The following is a 22286-nucleotide window of genomic DNA, read 5'->3' on the forward strand; positions in this document are numbered from 1 at the left end:
ATCTATTTCGACAACCGTAAGATTTTCCCTTTAATTATATAGCATAAAATTTCCATCGATTATCATTACATACTCAAGTTGTGGGCTGGAAATCGTTTGAATAAGAACCGATTAATCCACTGTTGAAAATATGAAAAACATAGGATGATGATTGTATTTTCTAAAAATGGGTAATAATGAAGGAACTACTGTCGGGAGGAATTCTTATGTGTCCACTTGAACTACCAAAAGTCACAAAATCCTATTGGAGAAAAGAAAGATCTAATAAAACTTATCCACCTTTAACAGAAAACCTTACAACAGATGTATGTATAATTGGGGCTGGAATTGCTGGGGTCACTGCTGCCTATGTGCTCGCAAACGAAGGTGTAACGGTACATGTTATAGAAGGAAGTAAAATCGTCAGCGGTACTACTGGATTTACAACAGCTAAAATAACTGCCCAGCATGGGGTTATTTATGATGAATTAATACAGACGTTCGGAAAAAATGAAGCAAGTCAATACTTTGATGCCAACCAAAAGGCAAGAGAGCAAATAAAAAAGTGGATTGATTCACTTTCCATTGATTGCGACTTTGAAGAACGTCACGCTGTTCTCTATGCACAAACTCCTGAAGGTGTTGAAAAATTACATACAGAGAAAGCGGCCTATGATCAACTAGGCATCCTAGGTGAACTGTCAACTTCTAAAGATGAACTTCCGTTTTCTGTAAGTGAAACATTAACAATACCTGACCAAGCTCAATTTCATCCGGTCAAATATATTAACGGGTTAGTTAAAGAAGCACAGAAACTTGGTGTGACTTTTTACGAAGATACCCGTGCTAAATCACTTAGAGAAGATGATGACGAAGTTTTCATCGAAACCATGGAAGGTCATATCATTAAGTCCAAACAAGCATTAGTAACTAGTCACTTCCCCTTTAACGATAAAGAAGGCTTCTATTTTTCACGATTGTCTCCCCAACGTTCCTATGCAGTTTGTGTAAGGGTTCCAAGTGAACAAATGACTGGAATGTATATTAATGTTGAAAAGCCTAGCCGCTCCATTCGTACAGCAAAAGGAGACAAAGGCGAAAGCTATGTGATAGTTGGTGGAGAAGGACATAAAACAGGGCAACATGATGACGATTCTCATGATGAATCCACTGTTCAACGATATGAAACGCTCACCCAATTTGCAAAACAGCATTTCCAAGTTGAATCAATCGATACGCATTGGTCTGCACAAGATTATGAGACACTCGACCGTCTCCCCTATATTGGAGAAATGTCTAGTAGCTCGTCACATGTATTTTTAGCAACCGGTTTTTCCAAATGGGGTATGACGAATGGTACCACTGCTGGATTGTTGCTTGCAGATCTTGCGCAAAATAAATTCAATCCATGTAAAGACTTATACTCACCAACTCGATCAAAAATTAAAAAAGAAGACGCTAAACATTTTGTGAAGATGAATGCCAATGTCGCAAAAGAATTAGTAACCGGTAAATTCGACCGCCCAACAGATTCAGTAGACGATTTAAAAAATGACGAAGGACGCATCGTAATGGTAGATAACCACAAAACCGGTGCATACAAGGATAAAAACGGGCAATTACACTTAGTAAAACCTACTTGTACCCATTTAGGTTGTGACGTGCACTGGAATGATGGAGAACGTACCTGGGATTGTCCATGTCACGGCTCAAGGTTTTCTTACAAAGGTGAAGTGTTAGAAGGACCTGCGGTAAAACCATTGGAACGCAAATAATTGAAGCGCCAATTTCTATGGTAAATAGAGATTGGCCTTCTTCTTTTTAAAAAGCTTAAAGCATGTCATTTAGTTGAAAAATACGGGTAAATTTCTTAAAACGTGTGAAACCATTTTAGGAACTATTCCAAGGAGGATGTCCTATTAAGGCAGTTACATTTCAAGGAACGAAAGATATCCAAGTAAAAGAAGTTGCAGATCCCCTACTTCAAAAACGAGATGATATTATCATACGAATAACATCCACAGCCATTTGCGGTTCAGATCTTCACATTTATCAAGGAGCACTTCCAGCTAGAAAAGACTACGTGATTGGACATGAACCAATGGGTATCGAAGAAGTTGGCTCAGAAGTGACCAAAGTTATATTAACGACCATGAAGATGAAAGCATTAAGTTTGTCTTGAAACCATAGAAAAATCCTCTTTAGCAAGTAATGACGCTAAAGAGGATTTTTTTATTATTGTTAAAAGCGAAACACATCTGTGTTCATATGCTTTTTGACTTCAATTACACCTTCACCCAGTATAGGAAGTACCGAAGTTATGGTGTAGATTAAAAACATCACAAAAAATGTCAAGGCAATAAAGTTTATGGGCTTGTTCACAATTCCAAGCATACGTAATAGCATCCAATCTATTGTGACTTCCATAAACTCTTGTGCAGAATATTTCATGACGTCTCACCCTTCTTATTACGACCTATTTTCAATCATTTATTTCTATAGACTTATTCTACATGAAAAAAACGTCGAAAAATGTCGAAAATGTTGGGAAAGTTTTCACATTTAGAACCTAATAATCGTGAATATATGAAATAAATTTCTTAATTATGCTTTTGTTTATAGTTCTGCCAACGTATAGTAGGATTAAGATTAGAATTGTAAAATGTAGCAAATTAGGAGACTACGCCCATGAATAATTTTGGACACGTCATCAAACTTGAAAGAATTAGAAGGAACATGAAGCAAATAACACTTGCTCAGGGAGTTTGTACGCCCTCATACCTTAGTAAAATCGAAAATAATTCAATCATTCCAAGCCAAGAAGTTATTGATTTACTATTAAATAGACTTGAACTATCTATCACCCAAAACAAAAATTTGGATGATGATAGTTATCTTGCACATATACGAGAAATTTATTTCAATGCCATTATGAACAAAGATCGAGAACTCGTAGCTCAGCAGCTAAAGAAAATTAATAATGAACGTTATTTGTTTAGTGATCCAAGCAACTATTATACATATCAACTTATGGTTTTAAGACTAACTCTTATCGTACAAGATATTCAAAAGGACACAAGTGAGTTAATTATGGCTCTTTCTGAGCTTTCAAGTAATTTTAATGACTATCAAATGTTTTTATTTCATTCAAACGTAGGTTGCTATTATTCATTTATGTTAGACTATAATTCAACTCTGCAAGCATATGAAAAAGCAATTAAGTATTTTAAACGCATCAATATTGAAAAATGGGAAGAAGCAGATTTTCAGTACTTATTGGGGCATTGTTATCTAACACAACAGCGATGGGTAATTTCAATTGAATATGTTCAAAACTCTTTAGAGTTCTTCAAAAGTGGATTTTACAACTCACGTGTTGTTGAATGCTATTTAATTTTAGCTATCGCAAAAGATGAATCTTATCAACATGAAGAAGCATACGAATATTTGTTGCTTGCTAAAAAAATCGCATATCAGCTAAATTTGAAAGAACATTTTCCAATAATTACTCAAAACTTAGGAAATACCGCTTCTGTTAGAGGCTTTTCAGAAAAAGCAATAGAATATTTTATAGAAAGTATTGCAGTTAGAGCTGGGAATGAAGAAAAACTACCTACGATTTATTCATTAGTAAAAGAATATTCGAAGTTAAAAAATTCAAATGAAATAATTAAATGGGCTGAAAAAGGCCTTTCTCTAATTAATGAAAATCAGAATCTGGGTAACCAAATTTACGAATATCATTTAAAAGTATACTTGGCCAAAGAAACCGATCCTATTTTTTTTGAGAAAGTAACAATAGATGCTTTTAATTTCTTCAAAGAAATTAAAGATTATCGCAATGCACAGAAATACTCCCTTTTGTTAGGGAATTTCTATCAAGAATTAAACAAATATAAAAATGCTGCAAAATACTTCGCTTATTCTAATGAAAACATGTTCAAAAAGCAGAAAATTTCCTTTTGGGAAGATTTATAAATGCAAAAGCCTGTAACTAGTTCCCGAGGTCGGGGGAACTAATTACAGGCTTTTCTGTGTATGTCAGAGACATTGGCGAAGATGTCTTTGAACGCAATGATTAACTTGCTGTCGTATAGACTAGACAACCATGTTCATAGTCTATATAATAACTGTCAATTTTTTGTGAAGGACAAAGCGATTCTACGTTCTTGTGTTTATTCGCAGTACGTTTGTTTACCTTCGAAATAATAAATCCTTCTTCTTTTATGTCTACTAATAATATGTCGCCAACTTTCATACCATGCTTTAAATCATCCGTTGGAACCACTAATACGTTTGAATCACTAGGAAATTCTAAAAGTACTGCTAAATCATCTTCAAACCGATCCAATTTGTACATTCTCCCTGTAAACATAATGAACAGCTCCCTTTTAAAATGATGTTTTGCTTGAAGAAAGTTATTAATTGCTAAATATTCTTAATAAACGTAGAATTTGAAGAATATTAATTGATTAACTAGTTACAATATAATCATAATTCGTTAAGATAGAATAAGAAAGAAAAACAGGTTGGGAAACTTTTTTCCAAAACACGCGTTTTTTTATAGGTATTCCTATAATGTTTCCCAACCTCGTGTAGTAGATATGACTCAATTACTCTAGTAGTATAAAAGGTGGATATATGAATAATATTGGTTTACTAATCAAAATGGCACGTATCCAACAGAATATGAAGCAAGTTAGTCTAGCCAAAGGTATTTGTTCCACATCCTACTTAAGTAAGATTGAGAATAACCAAACCATACCTAGTGAAGATGTACTACAACTTCTTTTGGAAAGACTGGATTTAGATTACGAGGATATTTCTACTGAACAAGAATTGAAGTTTTTATCTGAACTTTATTCGCTCTACAAAGAAGCAATAATTGAAAGAAATAAAAGCGAGATAATAAAAAGGCTAACTACATATAATAAAAGAAATTTTCTTTTTGTTGATGAAAGTAACTTTTTTACGTATAATCTCTATTTATTTCGTCTATCATTAATTACAGAAGCTGATGTTGACAAAGTAAAAAATCTAATGAACGCATTAGATCAAATGCAAGAGAAGTTCGATGAAAGACAACATTTCATATTCAACAAAAATTGCGGCTTCTATTATTACCTAGTAAGAGATTATAAGCTTTCACTAAGTTATTTTGAATCAGCGCTTGAATATGTAACTAACTTTCATCTTCAAGAATGGGAATTTGCAGACTTTTACCACGCACTGAGTATGTCTTATCTTTCTAATAATCACCTTTTAAACACAATCGAGTATTCCACTAAATCTTTAAAGTTCTATAAAGATAATTTAATATTCAATAGAGCTATTGATTGCTATATTGTCATTGGAATAGCTTATAAACACAATTTAAATTTTAAAAATGCAGAAGAGAGTTTTCTGTTGGCAAAGAAAATTGTCATAAACTTTAAATTAAGTGAATATACTGAGATTATCAATCACAATCTAGGCTCCTTGTTCGCAATTCAAGGTCAATCAAAAATAGCAATTGAATTTTATAAAGAAAGTCTCAAAAACTCTTCTGGTGACGAGAATTATCTTTTAACCATCTATTCTATAGCCAAAGAATATTCCAAACAAAATGATGAATTGATGGTAATGCAATGGACTGATACTGGTCTTGAGTACATTTCTAAACTTTTAGATAACGATTATTTATCCTATTTTTATCACTTTAATATTTATAAATTGCTACACAATAAAGATCTAGAATTTGAAAACACCTTGGTTAATGCCATAGACTATTTTGAAAGTAATAATGAATTTCATTATGTTTATAAATATTCAATACTATTAGGTAATAAGTATTCAGAAATTAGAAAATATAAAAATTCTGCTCTTTATTTTCAAAAGGCAATAAGCTTTTCATATAAAATAAAATCAATTAATTTCTGGGAGGATTTATAATGAAGAAAAAATTATTAGCAATTTTATTAGTAGCAGTTTTCTTTGGAGGTTTTGCTCAACCGTCTCAATCTAATGCAGCAGATATGCTTCCAAGAATCACAGGCACACCAACAACTACATTTGTCACATTAAGCAACTAATCAAAAAGCAGCAACGACTTGATTCAATTCAAGTCGCTGCTGCTTTTTTTATTTAATTTGTCTTTTGGATACTCCATCAGAGAGCGAGTGTTCTATTTGGTTGAGTTTATTTTTACGTTTTTTCATTGAAATGAACATAAAGATTAGTAGGCCAATGATGATCAGAGGAATTATGAAAACTATGATTGTGATAATGACAACACTAAGATTCAATTTGATTCACTCCCTTCCCTCTAATTCTATATATGTATATAATACGCAATTGCTTATGTTTCAGTTTCATGAAATATCAAAATTTAGTTTGGCATACATCAACTATTGCCCATTATGAGTTTCGAGTTAAACTTGTTGTGTTAAAGAGCAACGTAATGCAATTATTTAAATGAACAATATAATAAAAGCCACCTAGTTTATAGTGTGGCTTTTATTATGTCATTTAGTGATTGTTTTACGACTTTCAAAAACATCTCTACTTCTTGAGACGTTGTATGTTGGTTAAAAGAAATACGGACAAATTTTCTTGCCTCGTCACTGGCATAGCCAATTGCACTCATTGCAGACATTGCCTCTCCAAATCCAATTTTACAAGCAGTACCTGTCGAAATGGCGATTTGCTGGCGATTACATTCAAGCATCATCCATTGCCCTTCCACGTGAGGCATAATAAGTCCTAAAATAAACGGAGACTTAGTGTATTTATCACCGACCAATTGGACACCTTTTGGTAAGTTCTCCAACACAAAAGTTTGCAATCGTAGTGCCTGTTGAAAAGCTTCTGCTTGATCAGACAATGCATATTTAGCTGCGATTGTTGCCGAAACAATTGCCGGAACGTCGACCGTGCCTGATCGAAATCCATGCTGATGTGTGGTGCCTTCATAAACAGATTCCCAGTGTACCGAAGGATTTATATAAACGATTCCGACACCTTTTGGTCCCCCGATTTTATGCGCTGAGCACACAATAGATGTTACGCCCAGTTCAGTCACATCTAGAGGAATTTTCCCCAATCCTTGGACGATATCACAATGAAAAGGAACGCCTAAATGCTTGGCATAATTGGCACATTCTTTAACTGGTTGAATGGCACCCATTTCCGAGTTAACTAACTGCATGACAATTAACGCGGTTTGATGATTTACAGTTTGTTCAAATGCTTGGATATCTATAACTCCAAAAATATTAACTGGAATGTAATGAATGCGATATCCCTCTTTTTCTAATTCGTGCATCGTGGTTAATACAGAGGCATGTTCTAACTTTGTCGTTACAATGTCMTTGAACTCCGGAGGTCTTCCTCTTAAAAGTGATCGAATCGTTAGTTGATTTCCTTCTGAAGCATTTGCTGTAAAGTAAATTCCTTCTTCACGTCCATTAAAAAAACGTCCCCACATTTGTCTACACGAAGCAACATAGTCAGCTGCAGTACAACCAGCATCATGCAAACTTTGAGTGTTTCCAAAAGCCGAGGTAGCAGCTTCTATATAAGCGGCCAATGCTTCTTTTCTCATAGGAGAGGTAGCAGCGGAGTCTAAGTAAATCATCATCTCATCACCAAATTCCTTCCAAAAATGATTTTCTTCTTGTAATCACTGTATCTTTATGTCATTAATAGTGTCAAGACACTTGTAAACTTTCAGTAAAGTTGGTGTAAAAAATGTTTGATATATGCATAGTTGGTGGTGGTGTTGCAGGGTTGATGTTAGCTTATTCTCTCCCCTCTTCAATGTCTATTGCCATCCTCACAAAAGAAGATCCGTTGACGAGTAATACTGCGCTAGCTCAAGGCGGGATTGCAGCTTCTTTATCTCCCTTTGACTCACCTTCGACACATGCCGTTGACACGATGCTTGCCACTGCTAATCATGCACATTTAGAACGAGTTGACATCCTCGTTCAAGAAGGGAAAATACTCGTCGAGAAACTGATGTCACAAGGACTCCCTTTTGACATGACTACGAGTGGAGCTCCTAATCTAGGTCAAGAAGCCGCACACACTCATAGAAGAATTTTACATGCAGGTGGAGATCAAACCGGAAAGATGCTGATGCAATATCTGCTTAAACATACTCAAGAAAAAGTAACTCGTCTCCCTTTTCATACCGTCTTACAATTACAACTCCAAGAAGGTCGTTGTACAGGGGTAATAGTAGGTGACGAACACGGGAGAAGACATGAAATACAAGCGCGACATATTGTACTAGCGACAGGAGGAATTGGTCAACTTTACAGTCAAACATCCAATTCATCTGTTGCAACTGGCGACGGGTTATCGCTTGCCTATCATGCTGGGGCCGTTTTAGAAGATTTAGAATTTGTTCAATTCCACCCCACTATTTTTACGTTAAAGGGAAAATCTTGTGGTCTTATTTCCGAGGCTGTAAGAGGTGAAGGTGCTTTTCTAGTTAATCAAGACGGGGTACGTGTGATGAAAGACGTTCACCCTTTACTCGAGCTAGCACCAAGAGATATTGTAGCCCGTGTTATTGAGTGGCACTGGCAAAAGAATGATCCGGTATTTTTAGATGCACGACATATTTACCGATTTGATCAAAAGTTTCCATCTATTTTCGCAAATTGCTTAAGTCATGGCCTAAACCCTCTTCATGAATTATTACCAGTACGCCCAGGTACCCACTTTCATATGGGCGGCGTAAAAACGAATGATGTCGGGGAAACTTCTGTTTCACAATTGTATGCGATCGGTGAAATCGCTTCAACTGGTGTCCACGGCGCCAATCGTTTAGCCAGTAATTCATTATTAGAAGGTCTTGTCTTCGCACAAAGATTGGCTAAAAGAATAGAAGGAACAGTGATTCGTCAAGTAAACAAACATTCCATAAGGATTAATTCGAAGTTGTTGAATCAGCACAAATTCACTGACATGGAACTGCGGATGACCGAGCAAGTTGGGATTATAAGGTCTGAAAAGGGATTAAATGCATTCGTTAACGATTTCCCTCTTCATCCTTTAAATCTTGCTGAATATACGAATCAGGAAATACCATTTATCCATCGTTATACCGCAAGCAGTTTGATTGCAAAATCCGCTTTGCTTCGAACTGAAAGCAGAGGTGGTCACTATCGTCATGATTACCCGACCTCTTCAGATGAATGGACAGGAAAAGTAATTGAACAATCCATCCAAGGGGTGTCGATTGGGACGCGCAAAATTGAACGTAAGGAGACTGTCAAATGAACCGGTTGAAAGTAGAAGAAGCATTAAAACATTTCTTGATTGAAGATATAGGCGATCGTGACGTGTCTTCAGTCATATTCAGAGAAACGGATATTGGAGAAGCAATTGTCCGGTTTAAAGAAGATGGAGTAATTGCCGGTTTGCACTGTTTTAAATGGGGTTACGGCTTACTAGATGAAGGCGTGAAAGTTGAATTATTAAAGTCAGATGGTGATTACGTAAAGTCTGGTGAAGCTATAGTTCGTTTAACTGGTCCTGTAGCGTCATTACTTTCAGGCGAGCGTGTGTTGTTGAATTTGGTTCAACGTATGAGTGCTATAGCGACATTAACAGCACAATGCGTTGAGACTTTAGGTTCTTCCCGAACTCGTATTGTAGATACACGTAAAACAACACCTGGTCTTCGAATGTTCGAAAAATATGCGGTTCGGGCAGGTGGAGGTTTCAACCATCGTATCGGCCTATACGACGCTGTCATGCTAAAAGATAACCATATTGCTGCGGCAGGTTCCATCACGAAGGCTGTAGATAGAGTTCGTGCTTCGCTAGGTCATATGGTGATGATCGAAGTCGAAGTCGAAACGGAACAACAATTACAAGAAGCAATTGCGGCTCAACCACATGTCATTATGTTTGATAACCAGACACCAGAAACAATGACACGTTGGGTAAAACTAGTCCCTTCATCTATTCGAACTGAAGCCTCAGGGGGAATAGATTTAAACAAATTGGCAGCATATCGAAACACAGGAGTCGATGTTATTTCCATTGGTGCATTAACACATAGTGTATCAAATATAGATATCAGTATGAATTTGTCAGTTTCGAGTAAGGAGGCTGTATTCGTTTGACGTCTTTACTAGAAGAATTACAATTAGCTGATGCGATGCCGACTCACTATTTAAACGCATCTACAGAAGAACTTCATAACCGAGCGCTACACGCAAAAAATCTCCTCGGTGATCGATTATATATTCTGGGACACCATTATCAAAAAGATGAAGTGATTACTTATGCAGATGTTACAGGCGACTCTTTACAACTGTCTCAAATCGCGTCAAAACAAACGGCAGACTACATTATTTTTTGTGGCGTTCATTTCATGGCAGAAACTGCAGATATATTATCCACAGTCAAACAAGCAGTCATTCTTCCTGATATGCGTGCAGGTTGTTCGATGGCCGATATGGCGAATATTGATCAAACCGAACGTGCTTGGATCGAATTACAAAAAGACTTTGGAGACACAATCGTCCCGTTAACTTATGTCAATTCGACCGCAGCCATTAAAGCATTTGTCGGCCGCAATGGTGGTGCAACCGTAACTTCTTCCAACGCGCAAGAAATGGTGGAATGGGCATTGACACAAAAACAACGAATGCTATTTTTACCAGATCAACATTTAGGTCGGAATACAGCGGTTAAACTTGGTATTCCCTTAGAACAAATGGCTATTTGGGACCCAATAAAACAAAAGTTAGAACACCAATGTGCTCTTGAAGATGTCCGTGTAATCTTGTGGAAAGGTCATTGTTCTGTACACATGAATTTCTTGCCAAAACATGTGGCGAATTTACGTGACAAAGAACCGGACCGCCAAATTCTCGTTCATCCTGAATGCACGTATGAAGTCGTAAATGCATCTGATTTTGCAGGCTCAACTAAATTCATTATCGATATGATTGCCGCATCAGAAGTAGGTTCTAAATGGGCTATAGGTACAGAAATGAATTTAGTAAACCGACTAATCGCAACTTATCCTGATCGTGATATCGTATCCTTGAACCCTTTTATGTGTCCTTGTTTAACGATGAACCGAATTGACTTGCCACATTTAACGTGGGCACTAGAAGAACTTGTTGAAGGCCGGATTATCAATCAAATTATGGTAGATGACAAAACTTCCGAAGAAGCGAAAATGGCTTTGGAGAAAATGTTATAAGTGAAAAACCATTCCGCATTTGCATTTGTGGAGTGGTTTTTTCATTTGGAATTTCAAAGTAAATTCGCGGTAGCTATAAAAAGAAATTGGATACTTGCAAAGAAATCCCCAAGGTACAGTGAGTACTAATATAGAAAGTGATATCTTTGCAATAAAAAACCAGACACTTAAATGTGTCTGGTAATCTATTATTTAGTTAGTGCTAAATCTTTTAACGAGCGACGTAAAATTTTGCCAGTCGTGTTCTTTGGTAATTCAGCTAAAAACTCGAAGTTGCGAGGTACTTTGTATTTCGCTAAATGTTCGGCGCAATATGCACTTAAAGTTTCAGCATCAATGCTCCCATCTTTTACTACTACATACGCATGAATTGCCTCGCCGAAGTTTGCATCTGGCATCCCAATTACAGCAGCCTCAACTATATCTGGATGTGCAAATAATACTTCCTCTATTTCACGAGGGTAAACATTGTAGCCGCCAACTATTACTAAATCTTTTTTACGATCCACTATATAGAAATAACCATCTTCATCGATTTTTGCTAAATCCCCTGTATATAACCAGCCATTGCGTATTGTTGCAGCTGTTTCTTCTGGCATTTTGTAGTAGCCTTTCATCACGTTTGGACCACGTACAATTAGCTCACCCACTTCGCCGACTTGAACATCTTCGCCTAATTCATTTACTATGCGGTTTTCTACATTAAGAATTGACGTTCCAATAGATCCAGCTTTACGTTCCCGATCGAGTGGGTTGAACAATGTAACGGGTGAAGCTTCAGATAGACCATATCCTTCTGAAACTCGCACTTTAAACTTGTTTTCAAAGTTATGTAGCAACGCTACTGGTAAAGAAGACCCTCCTGAAATTGCCAAACGTATCGTTGAAAAATCAGCGACATTCGCTTGCGGAGATTGATATAAGAAATTATACATTGTAGGAACCCCTGCAAAGACAGTAGCTTGTTGATTTTTTGCTATGTCAAAGACATCTTGTGGGCTAAAGCGTGGTACAAGTAAAATCGTTGCTCCTTTTAAAAGTGGTGCATTTACAACAACAGTTAATGCAAAGACATGAAATACTGGCAAGGTTGCTAACACTTTATCTGAATCAGAAAACCCTAAATAATCAGCAGTATCACGCGCATTTGAGAATAAATTCTCATGTGTTAAGATTGCTCCTTTTGGACGGCCTGTTGTTCCAGATGTATACAAGATGATTGCATTGTCATCTGGTGAAATATCGACTGGCAACACGTCTGGTGAAGATGATTTAATTAACTGTGTAAACGGTTTCACTTTTTCACGAATGCCCTCAGGAAGAGAAGCTATCTTTTCTCCTGCATCTGGAGTTGTTTCACAAATGACATAAGTTAATACAGATGGGAATGCTCCTGCAACTTTTTCAATCAATGGTAATAACATATCAAGCGCAATGACGGCTTTAGCATCACTGTTTTGAAGAATATAAGAAATCTCATCAGGTGTATAAATTGGGTTGATCGGAATTGCCGTTGCCCCTAAACGCATAGTTGCGTAAAGTGAAATTAAAAAATGTGGAGTATTACCTAGTAATAAAGCAACATGATCGCCTTTTTCCACACCTAATTCACGTAAGGCTGAAGCGAGGCGTGCAATTGATTGATCAAAATCAGCATAAGACGTATCGCTGCCCATAAAATGAAAAGCTGTTTTATTCGGTTGTTCTAAAGCAGTTTCACGAACACAAGACACTAAATTCATATGTACTTCCCCTTCGCATTGAATGAATATTCATTCAATATTCAATGTCTTCATTATATAAGAAATGTTCTGACAATACAAGAAGCACCGTGAAATTCCACGATGCTCCTGCGGTTACTCGTCGCAGATAAGATTGCTCCTGCGGTTACTCGTCGCAGATAGGATTGCTCCTGCGGTAACTCGTCGCAGATTTCTTACGATGCTCGGACATGTGAAATATAGCGCCAGCGGATTAAGAAGTAATACACAACTTGAATGAGGGTAAATCCTATTAATACTAAAATCATCTCACTTAAAATAGAAACTTCAGCTAAATTTCTCCAAATTACTTGCAGTGACAAGAATGAAAATGCACTATGCAACATAGCAATTCCCCATGGCAAGAAAAACTGTGGGATAAGTTGACGATTGACTATTTTAATTAATTCTTGATCGGTTAATCCCATTCGTTTTAATAAATCAAATTGCCGTTTATCTCTTTCTAAACCAGTGTACAATTTGAAGTATACAAAACTACCCGCGGCTAATAGTAAGACGGCTGCAACCATTAACCCAGTAAATAACAACAAGGAAAACGTTGCTCGGATAACCGAGTAGTTCAAGCCAGGGTTTTCAAAATAAAACGGCAGATTGGTAAACCCATCATCATCAATTGCATCTGTCACTTGCGATTCAATATCTAATCCAATTGATTTTGTCCGTTCCCATTCTGCTACGTGGAAAGCAAAGAATTTATAGGAAGAATCCTGTTTTCTTTTCCCACTAAACGGTTCGACTATTAGTTGATAATCTTCGTCGCTGACAGCAATAATATTCGAACCAATAATCATAGAAGGGAACAACATTTGTGGGTATACACCGCGTATTTGAATTGGGACATTACTTTCTTCAAGTACTGTTTGAATTTCTCTATTGGTTAAACTATCGACCGATTCCTCTGAATACGGTATAAACATTGCCTCTCCTGTATCTAACTCAATAAGAGGTGATCCAAGTGCGATTGCCAAACTGTTCACATCGGACTCTCTCAAAATATCCACTGAATTCTGTGAAAAAGAAGATGTTTGTTGTTTTATTAAAAATGGCACAAGTGTATAGGACAATCCTTGCTCTTCTAATTCTTTTCGTAAGGTAGTAATATGGTCTGATTCGTATGGATTCGTCATTTCACTTGTATAAATGAGTGACAGTGGATTTAACTGACGAAATTGCCCAGTATAAGATGATAAAGATGTTAGGGTTCCTACAGAAAGAAATGCAACGGTTGAAACAATCGTAACGATAAAATACATTCGTGCATTCTCACGCAGTTTCACAGCAACTTCCGAAACAGCAATCAAACGATAGGGTCGCCAATAGAGTGACTTTCTTTTTCTGATTTGGTGAAGCAAAAAGAGTACGCTGTGGGTAAAGAAAAAGTATGTCCCTAGTGCCGCAAGAGGCGGTAAGACAATGGCAAATGCCAACACGACATTCTTCGAAGTAAAAGCAGCTGCCCCGTATACAAATAACAACATGCCTATCCCAAGATATGCTTTTACCGTTGAATAATTTTGCAGTTCATCTGTTTTCCAATATCCACGAATCAGTTCAATAATTTTTTGTTCACGAATAAACACCACGCTTGTCATCGCTATAATGATGAAAAGGCTAAAAAAGGCGCCTATTGTCAACGCAAACGGTTTATAAGATACATATAAAGGTAAGCTATCTAATTGCAATAATTCACGAACAATCATAAAGAAGAATTTAGAGAAGGCATATCCAAAAAAGATACCTATTGCAATGGATACCGCACCAATCAACATTGACTCAAGAAAAATCAACCGGTTTAATTGTTTCTTTTCCATACCAATTTGAAGAAGTAACCCAAATTCTTTTGAACGTGCTTGCAAAAAAGCGCTCATTGAATAAAACAAGAAAAATAAAGTGAAGATATATAAAATGATTTCCGCAACAATCATCCCGGATGCTGCAAATTCTCTTAAAAACTCGTCTTCAATTTTCGGGTGAAACAATAACATCGAGTACATGAAAAATACCATGACTGAGAAAATACTCGCCATGAAAAAGGCTGCATATATCCGTCTGTTTCGAATGACATTACGGTAAGCGAATTGTCGAAAGGTCATTGACATTGCCTCCAAGTAAAGACAATACATTCAAAATGCGTTGGAAAAAGGTTTGTCTTCGTTCATCACTATAAATTTCATTAAAAAACTCGCCATCTTTTATAAAAATCACACGATCGCAATAGCTTGCCGCAATTGGATCGTGAGTGACCATAAGAATGGTAGTTCTTTGATCTTGATTTACTTTTGAAAGTAGCTCTAGTACATCACGAGATGCCTTGGAATCCAAATTCCCCGTAGGCTCATCTGCTAAAATGAAGTTCGGTTTGTGGATAAGTGCGCGGCCAATTGCTGTACGTTGTGATTGTCCACCTGAAATTTCATTTGGACGTTTTTCAAGAATTTGATTCAAGTCTAATTTCTTAGCAAATTCCTTGATTCTACTTTTCATTTCATCTATAGGAATGCCATCTAATGTTAAGGGGAGCACCAAATTTTCTTCTACTGTTAGCATTTGCAATAAATTAAAGTCTTGAAAGACAAAACCGAGCTGCCTCCGACGAAAAAGAGCCAACTCGGTTTTAGTCATTTCTTCGGGACGCTGCCCATCAATTGTAATAGTACCGGAAGTGGCAGAATCAATTGTTGAAATCAGATTGAGTAGTGTCGTCTTGCCGCTTCCTGAAGGCCCCATCACTGCGACAAACTCTCCTTTATTAACTTCAAAACTTAGTTGGTTGATCGCACGGTGTGTCACTTTTCCCTCGTACACTTTGGTCACTTCATCCATTTTCAATATGGTCATCTTGGTCATCTTCCGTTACACCCCTCTCTATTCCTTCTTGATGTTGAAACAGTACTGAAACAACAGTTCCTTTTCCTCGTTCAGACGTTATGCTCAGTTTATGACCTAGTTTCCCACAAATTTCATTGGCTAAATACAAACCCATTCCTGTACTTTCACCTGTCTTTCTTCCATTCTCACCTGTAAAGAAAGCTTTCATGACTCGTGGAAGATCAATTGATGGAATTCCGATACCTTCATCTTGGACTTTCAGCAAAACTTGACCCTGTTGACAGGTTGCCTGAATATATACTTTCTTGCCTTCTTCAAATGTGTATTTTACTGCATTTGTAATGAACTGGCCGATGACAAATCTCATCCACTTTGCATCTGTAGGAATGATGAATTTTTCATCGATTGAAATGACGGGATACACATGATGTGTAATAAATAAGCGTTTATTCTCAGACACTACTTCTGATACCAATGTTTTTAATTGAACTTGTTCTATTTGCATATCTTGTTCAAATGTATCGATCCGAGCATTGATTAAAACAGAATCGAGTCCTCTTTTTAATCGATCGATTTCTTCTTGCATACTTTTTTTATCAAAGTCACCATCTTCTTGTAGAAGCAATTCTGCGACTGATACTGGTGTCTTCATTTGATGTACCCATTGATTCATAAATTGTAAATGACGATTTTGATTAGCGTACAAGGCTTCTACTTCTTTTTGATATAAACGGTATAACCCATGTAGATAAGTTTCAACTTGTTGTTGTTCCGGAGATTTTCCATCACGTTGCAAAGCAGCTTCCATTTGTTTAGGCTGTGACAATAATTTGTGGTAAAAGCTATAGCGCTTCACATACCTTCCAAGAAGGAAAGATAATATTAATAACGTACTAATGACCACAGAATAAATCGCGGTATCGATATTTCGGAAACCATCCAACCAATATAAGGACATAATGAAGAGCACCATAATCAGTTGGAAAATTACATACGCAACATGTTCTTTAACAAACAAACGAAAATTCATCATGACTCCTCCGCACTTAATACAAAACGATAGCCTGCTCCTCGCACAGTTTCAATCGTCGAAGTTATTCCATAGTCTTGTAACTTTTTACGAACACGAGTCATATTAACGTTTAAAGTATTTTCATCTACAAAAGCTTGATCATCCCATAATTCTTCGAGCAATTGCTCACGAGTTACCACTTTTGGTGACTGGCTAATCAATAACTCCAATATGGTACATTCTCGCTTTTGCAGAGGAATTTCAAGAGAAGAAAAATGAAGTTCCATACGTTCTAAATATAAACATAGTTTGCCAAGTTTAATGGTACGTTCTTCTTGTTTCATTGCATACTCACCGTATGTTCTTCGTAAATGACTTCTTATTTTGGCTAAGACGATTTCATAGTGGAAAGGTTTCGTTATGAAATCATCTCCTCCATTTTCTAATCCGAATACTTGGTCCATATCCCCTGACCTTGCTGAAATAAATAGGATTGGACAAGTCGTTTTTGTACGGAATTGACGGCACCAGTAGTATCCATCATAAGAAGGTAAATTAATATCGAGCAAAATGAGGTGTGGATCAAACGCTTCAAATTCTTCTAATATCAGATCGAAATCTTGAACTGTTTTCACTTCATAATGATATTTACGTAAGGTATCGGCAAGTAGTGAGGCGATTTTACGATCATCTTCAACAATATAAATTCGATGTGTCGACATCATGGCTTCACCCTTTACTCTTTTTCTTAATTGTACTTAAGAAAAGCCCAAAGTGCTACTCTTGCTAGAATTTGAAGACGGAAAGAGTGAATTTAACAGTGAAGTTGCTACAAGTTGACAGTTTGTCATTCCAGGTTGACGCTTTGCCGATTCAGGTTGTACAAAATACTATTTAGACGAATAAATGAAAAATAGCCTGACCGAAGTCAGGCTACACAAGGTTAATCAATAAATTAATTGAAGGAATTGTTCTTTAGTAATACCACCTAAATAAGTGGTGATTTCTAAATCCCCTATTGCTTCGGAAATAGTTGCTTTGTCATAAGACACACCAATCAAACGACTTTCGATGTCAGCTACGTCACCCACTCCAAAGAAATCGCCGTAAATATGTGCGTCTTCAATCAGTCCATTTTTAACTTGTAGACGCACATCGATTCCTCCAGTAGGGAAACGTTCAGAATGAGACATATTAAAAGCTGGAGATTTTCCATAATTCCAATCCCAGTTACCATAACGCTCTTTTGATAATTCTTTAATATTTGTCCAGTCCTCTTCAGTTAACACCATTTCTTTGACGTTCTCTTCGCTACCAAAAATCGAATGTAGTAGTGTTAATCGGAATTCTTCAATCGTTGTTTTCTGTTCCAAAAACTCAGTGATATTTGCTACACGGCTACGAATTGATTTTATTCCTTTTGATTCGATTTTATCTTTTCGTACTTTAAGTGCTGAAACAACTGCATCAATTTCTGTATCAAACATCAATGTTCCATGACTAAACATGCGACCTTTTGTAGTGAATTGTGCATTTCCTGAAATTTTACGTCCTTCCGCTAAAATATCATTGCGTCCAGATAGTTCTGCGTCAACGCCCATGTCTTTCAATGCATCGACAATCGGTTGTGTAAACTTTTTAAAGTTACGGAAGCTATCACCATCATCTTTAGTAAGGAAGCTAAAATTCAAGTTTCCAAGATCATGGTATACAGCTCCTCCACCTGATAAACGACGAATGACGTGAATTCCATTGATGTCCACAAAGTCCGTATTTATTTCTTCTATAGTGTTTTGGTTTTTGCCGATAATAATGGCTGGTTCATTGATATAGAACAGGAAAAAAGAATCTTTATCAACATCCATTGTTTTCAACGCATATTCTTCAATCGCTAAATTAATGCGAGGATCTGTAATTCCTTTGTTATCAATAAAATACATAAAGTATCGCTCCTTTTAAACGTGCTACATACACTATAAAGGAAAATTTACTTTTTGTGTTGACAAATGTTCAACTGTTATAATACACTACTATAAATAGTAACAGTACTAGTACAGTATTAAAAAGGAGGTTAAGGGCATGATTGAAAACGTAATCGAATTCTTCAAAAATCTTCCACCCAAAAAATGCACGCAATGTGGAGATAAAATTGAAGAACAACATGAATGCTATGGTAACACTTGCGACAAATGTAATCACTTATAAGAAAAGCGTAAAACACCACTCAAGATCGTCTCCATAAAAAACAGCCGTTCAGGATCTTCCCCTGAACGGCTATTTCTTATCCTTCTTGAATATGTGAAAAGCGTCGTTTAAATAAAACAATGAAGTAAGAAATGGTACATCCTACAGCACCAATAAAGAATGCCAACAAAACACCATTGTTCCATTGGATAAAACTAATATCTGTGGAAGATATCGCTGCTTTGAACCCTTGAACAGAATATGTCATCGGTAACCATTGATTAAAGATTTGCAAAGGTCTTGGGATTAATTCAAGTGGGAATGTTCCAGCACTCGTTGTTAACTGCAAGATAAGAACTAATATGGCTACAAAACGTCCACTATCACCCAGAACCGATACGAGCATTTGAACAATTGCTAAATACGTGAAACTGGTCATGATAGCGGTAGCTATAAACCAACCAAGATTGACTGGTTCCAGCCCTAAGCCAAATAGTAAAATGGCTACAGCCATCAATGCTTGTGCCACTCCTACAATACCTAGCACGACCATTTTACTTGTTGCCCATGCCCATCCACTTGTTGGTGGAATTGCTGATTGAACAAGTGGGAAAACAATAGAAATCATTAATGCACCCACAAATAGTCCAAGTGACAAGAAGTAAGGAGCAAATCCTGTTCCATAGTTCGGCACATGATTAATTGCAGATTTGGTTACGTCGACAGGAGAAGAAGCCATCTCAATTGTGCTATCTGTTGCGTTGACTGCATTCGCTTCAGTAGAAGCATCTGACATTTTATTTTGTAAAGTGGTTGTTCCTTGCGCAAGTTCCGCTGTTCCATCTACCAGCTGACTTGATCCATCTGCAAGTTCACCCGATTTCAAAGCAAGTTCAGATGTGCCTGAAGTTAGCTGTTCAGATCCTTGTACCAGTTCTTGTAAACCGCTAGAAAGTTTTTGGCTTCCAGAAGCACTACTAGCTAGCCCTTTTTGTAAATCACCTAACTTAGTCGTCAGCGTTTCACTTCCAGTTGCTAAGGATGAAGCTCCTTCATTTAATGTATTTGAAGACTGTGTTAATGTCTTCAGTCCTTTTGCTACTTCTTGATGGCCTGTTGCTAATTTTCCAGCTCCCKTTGAAGCTTGGCTCAAGCCACCGCTTAACTGTTCCGTTCCACCTTGGAGTGCACCTAATCCTTCAGAAACTTGTGAACTTCCTTGTTCCAGTTTTGCAAATGCACCTTTGAGAGCTACTTGCTGTTCTTCAGGTAAAGATACTAAAATCGGCGCCATTTGTTGTGATAATGTCTCGATACCAGAAGTTACTTCAGATGCCCCTCCTGCTAATTGTCCAACTGATTGATTGGCAGTGGCTGCACCTTCTTGAAGTTGATTTAACGCGCCTACAAGTTGTAGCTCTTTTTCGTTTGCAGTAGCCATTCCAGACGATACTTGTGCAACTCCTTGTGTATATGAGGCTACTCCCTTTTGTAACTGACCAGCCCCAGAAGATACTTGACTAGACCCTTGTTGTATTTGTGTCGCCCCTGAAGACAGTTTGCCAAGTCCGCTATTCAATTCACTCGCTCCATTTGATGCCTGTACAGTACCAGAAGCTAATTTAGTAGAACCATCTGCTAAATCGACAGAGCCGCTAGCTAATTGCTCTAAATATCCTTTTAAATCTGTTGCACCAGAAGATAACTTGTTTGCACCTTCTGTTAATTTCCCAGCACCGTCTGCTGCTTCACCGTAACCATCACCCATTTTCGAAATTGACGCAAAGAGATTTTCAGAGTAGCTTGCGACGACTTGTTTATTTACCTCCGAACGAATGCGCTCCATTGCGGAATCTCCAATTTGTGCTGATAAGAAATTAAAGCCTTCATTTGGTTTGTATTCAATCATTAATTTTTCAGGTTGTTCATCGAGAAGAGTTGTTGCGTGTTGTGAGAAATTTGAAGGGATTTCTATCACCATATAATAATCTTGATTTTCTAATGCTTCTTCACCTTGCTCTTTAGATACTTCTACAAAATGAAATTGTTTTGATTCGATGAGATTCTTTGTAACATCTTTCCCCACCGACAAGTGTTCTCCTTCCAATTCAGCTCCTGCATCTTCATTAACTATAGCCACTGGTAACTCACTCAACTGTTCATAAGGATCCCAGAAAGCCCACAAAAACATTCCTGCATATAAGACAGGGATGAAAAGAACTGCTAGTATCGGAATAAGTAATTTTTTGTTCTTGAAGATATTTATAAATTCTTGTTTTATCATTAAAATTTCCTCCTAATAAGGTATTGTTAAAACTTATTGACTAAAACGTTCAATTGGTCATAATGCTCCAAAAAAAGAGTCTCACTTGATGAGACTGCGAAATATAGTATCTTGAAATACGTCTACAATCTTTTCTTCTGATAAGGCGTGTTCATGCGTTACTTGCCAATCTACTGCAAAGGCCATATAGGCTTTAAATAATAAATATGCAACAAGTTCGACATCTACTTGTCTTATTTCTCCTTTAGCAATAGCTCGTTCGATGTGTTCTGCAATAAAGCCTACTATTTCTTGTTCTACTTTAACAAGAACTGCTTGAACGATCGGTGTTTGCATATCTTTTTCTTCAGCAATTAACTTAGATAGCAATGCATGACGCTCACGGAATTCCAGCATTTTCATTAATACAAGATGGGCATTTTCCTGGAACGAACACTGCCCAGAAATAATCGCATCTTTTTCTACTTTCATTTCATTTATCATTGTAAAGACGATTTCATGAAACAATTCTTCTTTATTGGAAAAAAACGTATAAATCGTTCCTTTACCAACATTCGCAAGCTTTGCTACTTGGTCCATCGTAGTCGCTTTATAGCCGAATAAAGAAAATGATTTTGTCGCAGCTTCTAAAATTTCTCGTCGCCGATTCATTAACCTCACCTCTCTTTAATAAAAATGACCAAAAAACCACTTCAGTCACTCAGTCATTATCATAATTGATATTACGTAAATTTGCAACAACAAATTAAAATGTATTAAAGATTTTCAATTAGTCTAATTATGTAATACGTCGTTATTACGGCAAATGCAGTTGCAATTACCGAACTAAAAAAACTCATCATTAAACTTCCTGATCCAAAACGATCAAAAATGATGAAACCTAGTAAGAAGTCATATATATAGATTAGAATAAAGAAAATTAAAAACTTCATAATATTGAACATCCACTTTTCATCTCTTCTCTGTTCAGTTTTCTCTTTCATTAACCAATATACACGATAAAAC

20 protein-coding genes and 1 pseudogene are annotated in these 22286 nt (G+C 36.8%); 9 read left to right on the plus strand and 12 right to left on the minus strand.

Features of this window, described 5'->3' with window-relative positions:
* The first annotated feature begins 206 nt into the window (after window positions 1-206).
* A complete protein-coding gene (locus AC1DOS_RS06315; RefSeq protein WP_477536810.1) occupies window positions 207-1754 on the plus strand; it encodes an FAD-dependent oxidoreductase in 1548 nt (515 codons plus the stop codon).
* A gap of 143 nt (window positions 1755-1897) precedes the next feature.
* Window positions 1898-2119: pseudogene (locus tag AC1DOS_RS06320) on the plus strand (alcohol dehydrogenase catalytic domain-containing protein); the annotation flags it as partial.
* A gap of 101 nt (window positions 2120-2220) precedes the next feature.
* Here the strand turns inward: AC1DOS_RS06320 and AC1DOS_RS06325 are convergent.
* Window positions 2221-2430: a hypothetical protein gene (locus tag AC1DOS_RS06325; RefSeq protein WP_108585211.1), complete on the minus strand. Its 210-nt coding sequence runs from the start codon at window positions 2428-2430 to the stop codon at window positions 2221-2223.
* A gap of 237 nt (window positions 2431-2667) precedes the next feature.
* Here AC1DOS_RS06325 and AC1DOS_RS06330 point away from each other — a divergent pair, with 237 nt between their 5' ends.
* Window positions 2668-3957: a helix-turn-helix domain-containing protein gene (locus tag AC1DOS_RS06330; protein WP_477536811.1), complete on the plus strand. Its 1290-nt coding sequence runs from the start codon at window positions 2668-2670 to the stop codon at window positions 3955-3957.
* A 100-nt stretch (window positions 3958-4057) separates the two neighbouring features.
* Here the strand turns inward: AC1DOS_RS06330 and AC1DOS_RS06335 are convergent, their stop codons facing one another.
* A complete protein-coding gene (locus tag AC1DOS_RS06335) occupies window positions 4058-4354 on the minus strand; it encodes a DUF3006 domain-containing protein (RefSeq protein ID WP_477536812.1) in 297 nt (98 codons plus the stop codon).
* Window positions 4355-4620: 266 nt separating this feature from the next.
* Between AC1DOS_RS06335 and AC1DOS_RS06340 the strand changes: the two genes are divergently transcribed.
* Both AC1DOS_RS06340 and AC1DOS_RS06345 read left to right on the plus strand, forming a co-directional pair.
* Window positions 4621-5910: a helix-turn-helix domain-containing protein gene (locus AC1DOS_RS06340; protein ID WP_477536813.1), complete on the plus strand. Its 1290-nt coding sequence runs from the start codon at window positions 4621-4623 to the stop codon at window positions 5908-5910.
* Window positions 5910-6050 carry a hypothetical protein gene (locus AC1DOS_RS06345; protein ID WP_477536814.1) on the plus strand — a complete coding sequence of 47 codons (141 nt, stop codon included), beginning with the start codon at window positions 5910-5912 and terminating at the stop codon, window positions 6048-6050. Before AC1DOS_RS06340 ends, AC1DOS_RS06345 begins: the two co-directional genes overlap by 1 nt.
* Before the next feature lie 410 nt (window positions 6051-6460).
* On the opposite strand, the gene AC1DOS_RS06350 is transcribed toward AC1DOS_RS06345, so the two are convergent.
* Window positions 6461-7594 carry an IscS subfamily cysteine desulfurase gene (locus tag AC1DOS_RS06350; protein ID WP_477536815.1) on the minus strand — a complete coding sequence of 378 codons (1134 nt, stop codon included), beginning with the start codon at window positions 7592-7594 and terminating at the stop codon, window positions 6461-6463.
* Window positions 7595-7707: 113 nt separating this feature from the next.
* On the opposite strand from AC1DOS_RS06350, the gene nadB reads away from it, so the two are divergent.
* From nadB to nadA, 3 genes are read left to right on the plus strand one after another with little or no spacing between them, the layout of a single operon-like run.
* The gene (gene nadB / locus AC1DOS_RS06355) at window positions 7708-9249 is read left to right on the plus strand and encodes an L-aspartate oxidase (RefSeq protein WP_477536816.1); all 1542 of its coding nucleotides are present in this window, start codon (window positions 7708-7710) and stop codon (window positions 9247-9249) included.
* Complete coding sequence (gene nadC / locus AC1DOS_RS06360) at window positions 9246-10100, plus strand: carboxylating nicotinate-nucleotide diphosphorylase (RefSeq protein ID WP_108585217.1); 855 nt, start codon at window positions 9246-9248, stop codon at window positions 10098-10100. Before nadB ends, nadC begins: the two co-directional genes overlap by 4 nt.
* Entirely contained in the window at window positions 10097-11191 is a 1095-nt protein-coding gene (nadA, locus tag AC1DOS_RS06365; protein WP_477536817.1) for a quinolinate synthase NadA, read from the plus strand. Before nadC ends, nadA begins: the two co-directional genes overlap by 4 nt.
* A gap of 188 nt (window positions 11192-11379) precedes the next feature.
* Here the strand turns inward: nadA and AC1DOS_RS06370 are convergent, their stop codons facing one another.
* The 6 genes from AC1DOS_RS06370 to AC1DOS_RS06395 all read right to left on the minus strand — a co-directional run bounded on the left by AC1DOS_RS06370 (window position 11380) and on the right by AC1DOS_RS06395 (window position 18753).
* Window positions 11380-12933, minus strand: coding sequence for a fatty acid--CoA ligase family protein (locus AC1DOS_RS06370; protein WP_477536818.1), 1554 nt, complete (start codon window positions 12931-12933; stop codon window positions 11380-11382).
* 194 nt (window positions 12934-13127) lie between these two features.
* Window positions 13128-15065, minus strand: coding sequence for an FtsX-like permease family protein (locus AC1DOS_RS06375; RefSeq protein ID WP_108585220.1), 1938 nt, complete (start codon window positions 15063-15065; stop codon window positions 13128-13130).
* A complete protein-coding gene (locus tag AC1DOS_RS06380) occupies window positions 15037-15810 on the minus strand; it encodes an ABC transporter ATP-binding protein (protein ID WP_108585283.1) in 774 nt (257 codons plus the stop codon). The genes AC1DOS_RS06375 and AC1DOS_RS06380 overlap by 29 nt, the downstream gene beginning before the upstream one ends.
* Window positions 15788-16831, minus strand: coding sequence for a sensor histidine kinase (locus AC1DOS_RS06385; RefSeq protein WP_477536819.1), 1044 nt, complete (start codon window positions 16829-16831; stop codon window positions 15788-15790). Before AC1DOS_RS06385 ends, AC1DOS_RS06380 begins: the two co-directional genes overlap by 23 nt.
* Window positions 16831-17535, minus strand: a complete 705-nt coding sequence (locus tag AC1DOS_RS06390) for a response regulator transcription factor (protein ID WP_108585222.1) — start codon at window positions 17533-17535, stop codon at window positions 16831-16833. Before AC1DOS_RS06390 ends, AC1DOS_RS06385 begins: the two co-directional genes overlap by 1 nt.
* A gap of 225 nt (window positions 17536-17760) precedes the next feature.
* Window positions 17761-18753, minus strand: coding sequence for a lipoate--protein ligase (locus AC1DOS_RS06395; protein WP_477536820.1), 993 nt, complete (start codon window positions 18751-18753; stop codon window positions 17761-17763).
* Between the two features lie 139 nt (window positions 18754-18892).
* On the opposite strand from AC1DOS_RS06395, the gene yhfH reads away from it, so the two are divergent.
* Entirely contained in the window at window positions 18893-19018 is a 126-nt protein-coding gene (gene yhfH, locus AC1DOS_RS06400; RefSeq protein WP_108585224.1) for a protein YhfH, read from the plus strand.
* 76 nt (window positions 19019-19094) lie between these two features.
* Here the strand turns inward: yhfH and AC1DOS_RS06405 are convergent, their stop codons facing one another.
* The 3 genes from AC1DOS_RS06405 to AC1DOS_RS06415 all read right to left on the minus strand — a co-directional run bounded on the left by AC1DOS_RS06405 (window position 19095) and on the right by AC1DOS_RS06415 (window position 22213).
* On the minus strand, window positions 19095-21281 hold the full coding sequence (locus AC1DOS_RS06405) for a YhgE/Pip family protein (protein ID WP_477536821.1): 2187 nt from the start codon (window positions 21279-21281) through the stop codon (window positions 19095-19097).
* Window positions 21282-21362: 81 nt separating this feature from the next.
* The gene (locus tag AC1DOS_RS06410) at window positions 21363-21932 is read right to left on the minus strand and encodes a TetR/AcrR family transcriptional regulator (protein ID WP_477536822.1); all 570 of its coding nucleotides are present in this window, start codon (window positions 21930-21932) and stop codon (window positions 21363-21365) included.
* A gap of 104 nt (window positions 21933-22036) precedes the next feature.
* Complete coding sequence (locus AC1DOS_RS06415) at window positions 22037-22213, minus strand: hypothetical protein (protein ID WP_477536823.1); 177 nt, start codon at window positions 22211-22213, stop codon at window positions 22037-22039.
* Between the last annotated feature and the right edge of the window lie 73 nt (window positions 22214-22286).

The organism is Paenisporosarcina sp. P5_A11, assembly GCF_056400705.1.

What these genes read in the sequence shown, in the direction of transcription:
- AC1DOS_RS06385 (WP_477536819.1), bottom strand. Translation starts at nt 16,831, where the DNA reads ATGAATTTTCGTTTGTTTGTTAAAGAACATGTTGCGTATGTAATTTTC.
- AC1DOS_RS06410 (WP_477536822.1), bottom strand. Translation starts at nt 21,932, where the DNA reads ATGAATCGGCGACGAGAAATTTTAGAAGCTGCGACAAAATCATTTTCT.
- AC1DOS_RS06330 (WP_477536811.1), top strand. Translation starts at nt 2,668, where the DNA reads ATGAATAATTTTGGACACGTCATCAAACTTGAAAGAATTAGAAGGAAC.
- AC1DOS_RS06315 (WP_477536810.1), top strand. Translation starts at nt 207, where the DNA reads ATGTGTCCACTTGAACTACCAAAAGTCACAAAATCCTATTGGAGAAAA.
- AC1DOS_RS06380 (WP_108585283.1), bottom strand. Translation starts at nt 15,810, where the DNA reads ATGACCATATTGAAAATGGATGAAGTGACCAAAGTGTACGAGGGAAAA.
- nadC (WP_108585217.1), top strand. Translation starts at nt 9,246, where the DNA reads ATGAACCGGTTGAAAGTAGAAGAAGCATTAAAACATTTCTTGATTGAA.
- AC1DOS_RS06390 (WP_108585222.1), bottom strand. Translation starts at nt 17,535, where the DNA reads ATGTCGACACATCGAATTTATATTGTTGAAGATGATCGTAAAATCGCC.
- AC1DOS_RS06340 (WP_477536813.1), top strand. Translation starts at nt 4,621, where the DNA reads ATGAATAATATTGGTTTACTAATCAAAATGGCACGTATCCAACAGAAT.
- AC1DOS_RS06335 (WP_477536812.1), bottom strand. Translation starts at nt 4,354, where the DNA reads ATGTTTACAGGGAGAATGTACAAATTGGATCGGTTTGAAGATGATTTA.
- yhfH (WP_108585224.1), top strand. Translation starts at nt 18,893, where the DNA reads ATGATTGAAAACGTAATCGAATTCTTCAAAAATCTTCCACCCAAAAAA.
- nadB (WP_477536816.1), top strand. Translation starts at nt 7,708, where the DNA reads ATGTTTGATATATGCATAGTTGGTGGTGGTGTTGCAGGGTTGATGTTA.
- AC1DOS_RS06370 (WP_477536818.1), bottom strand. Translation starts at nt 12,933, where the DNA reads ATGAATTTAGTGTCTTGTGTTCGTGAAACTGCTTTAGAACAACCGAAT.
- AC1DOS_RS06395 (WP_477536820.1), bottom strand. Translation starts at nt 18,753, where the DNA reads ATGTATTTTATTGATAACAAAGGAATTACAGATCCTCGCATTAATTTA.
- AC1DOS_RS06345 (WP_477536814.1), top strand. Translation starts at nt 5,910, where the DNA reads ATGAAGAAAAAATTATTAGCAATTTTATTAGTAGCAGTTTTCTTTGGA.
- AC1DOS_RS06375 (WP_108585220.1), bottom strand. Translation starts at nt 15,065, where the DNA reads ATGACCTTTCGACAATTCGCTTACCGTAATGTCATTCGAAACAGACGG.
- AC1DOS_RS06415 (WP_477536823.1), bottom strand. Translation starts at nt 22,213, where the DNA reads ATGAAGTTTTTAATTTTCTTTATTCTAATCTATATATATGACTTCTTA.
- AC1DOS_RS06325 (WP_108585211.1), bottom strand. Translation starts at nt 2,430, where the DNA reads ATGAAATATTCTGCACAAGAGTTTATGGAAGTCACAATAGATTGGATG.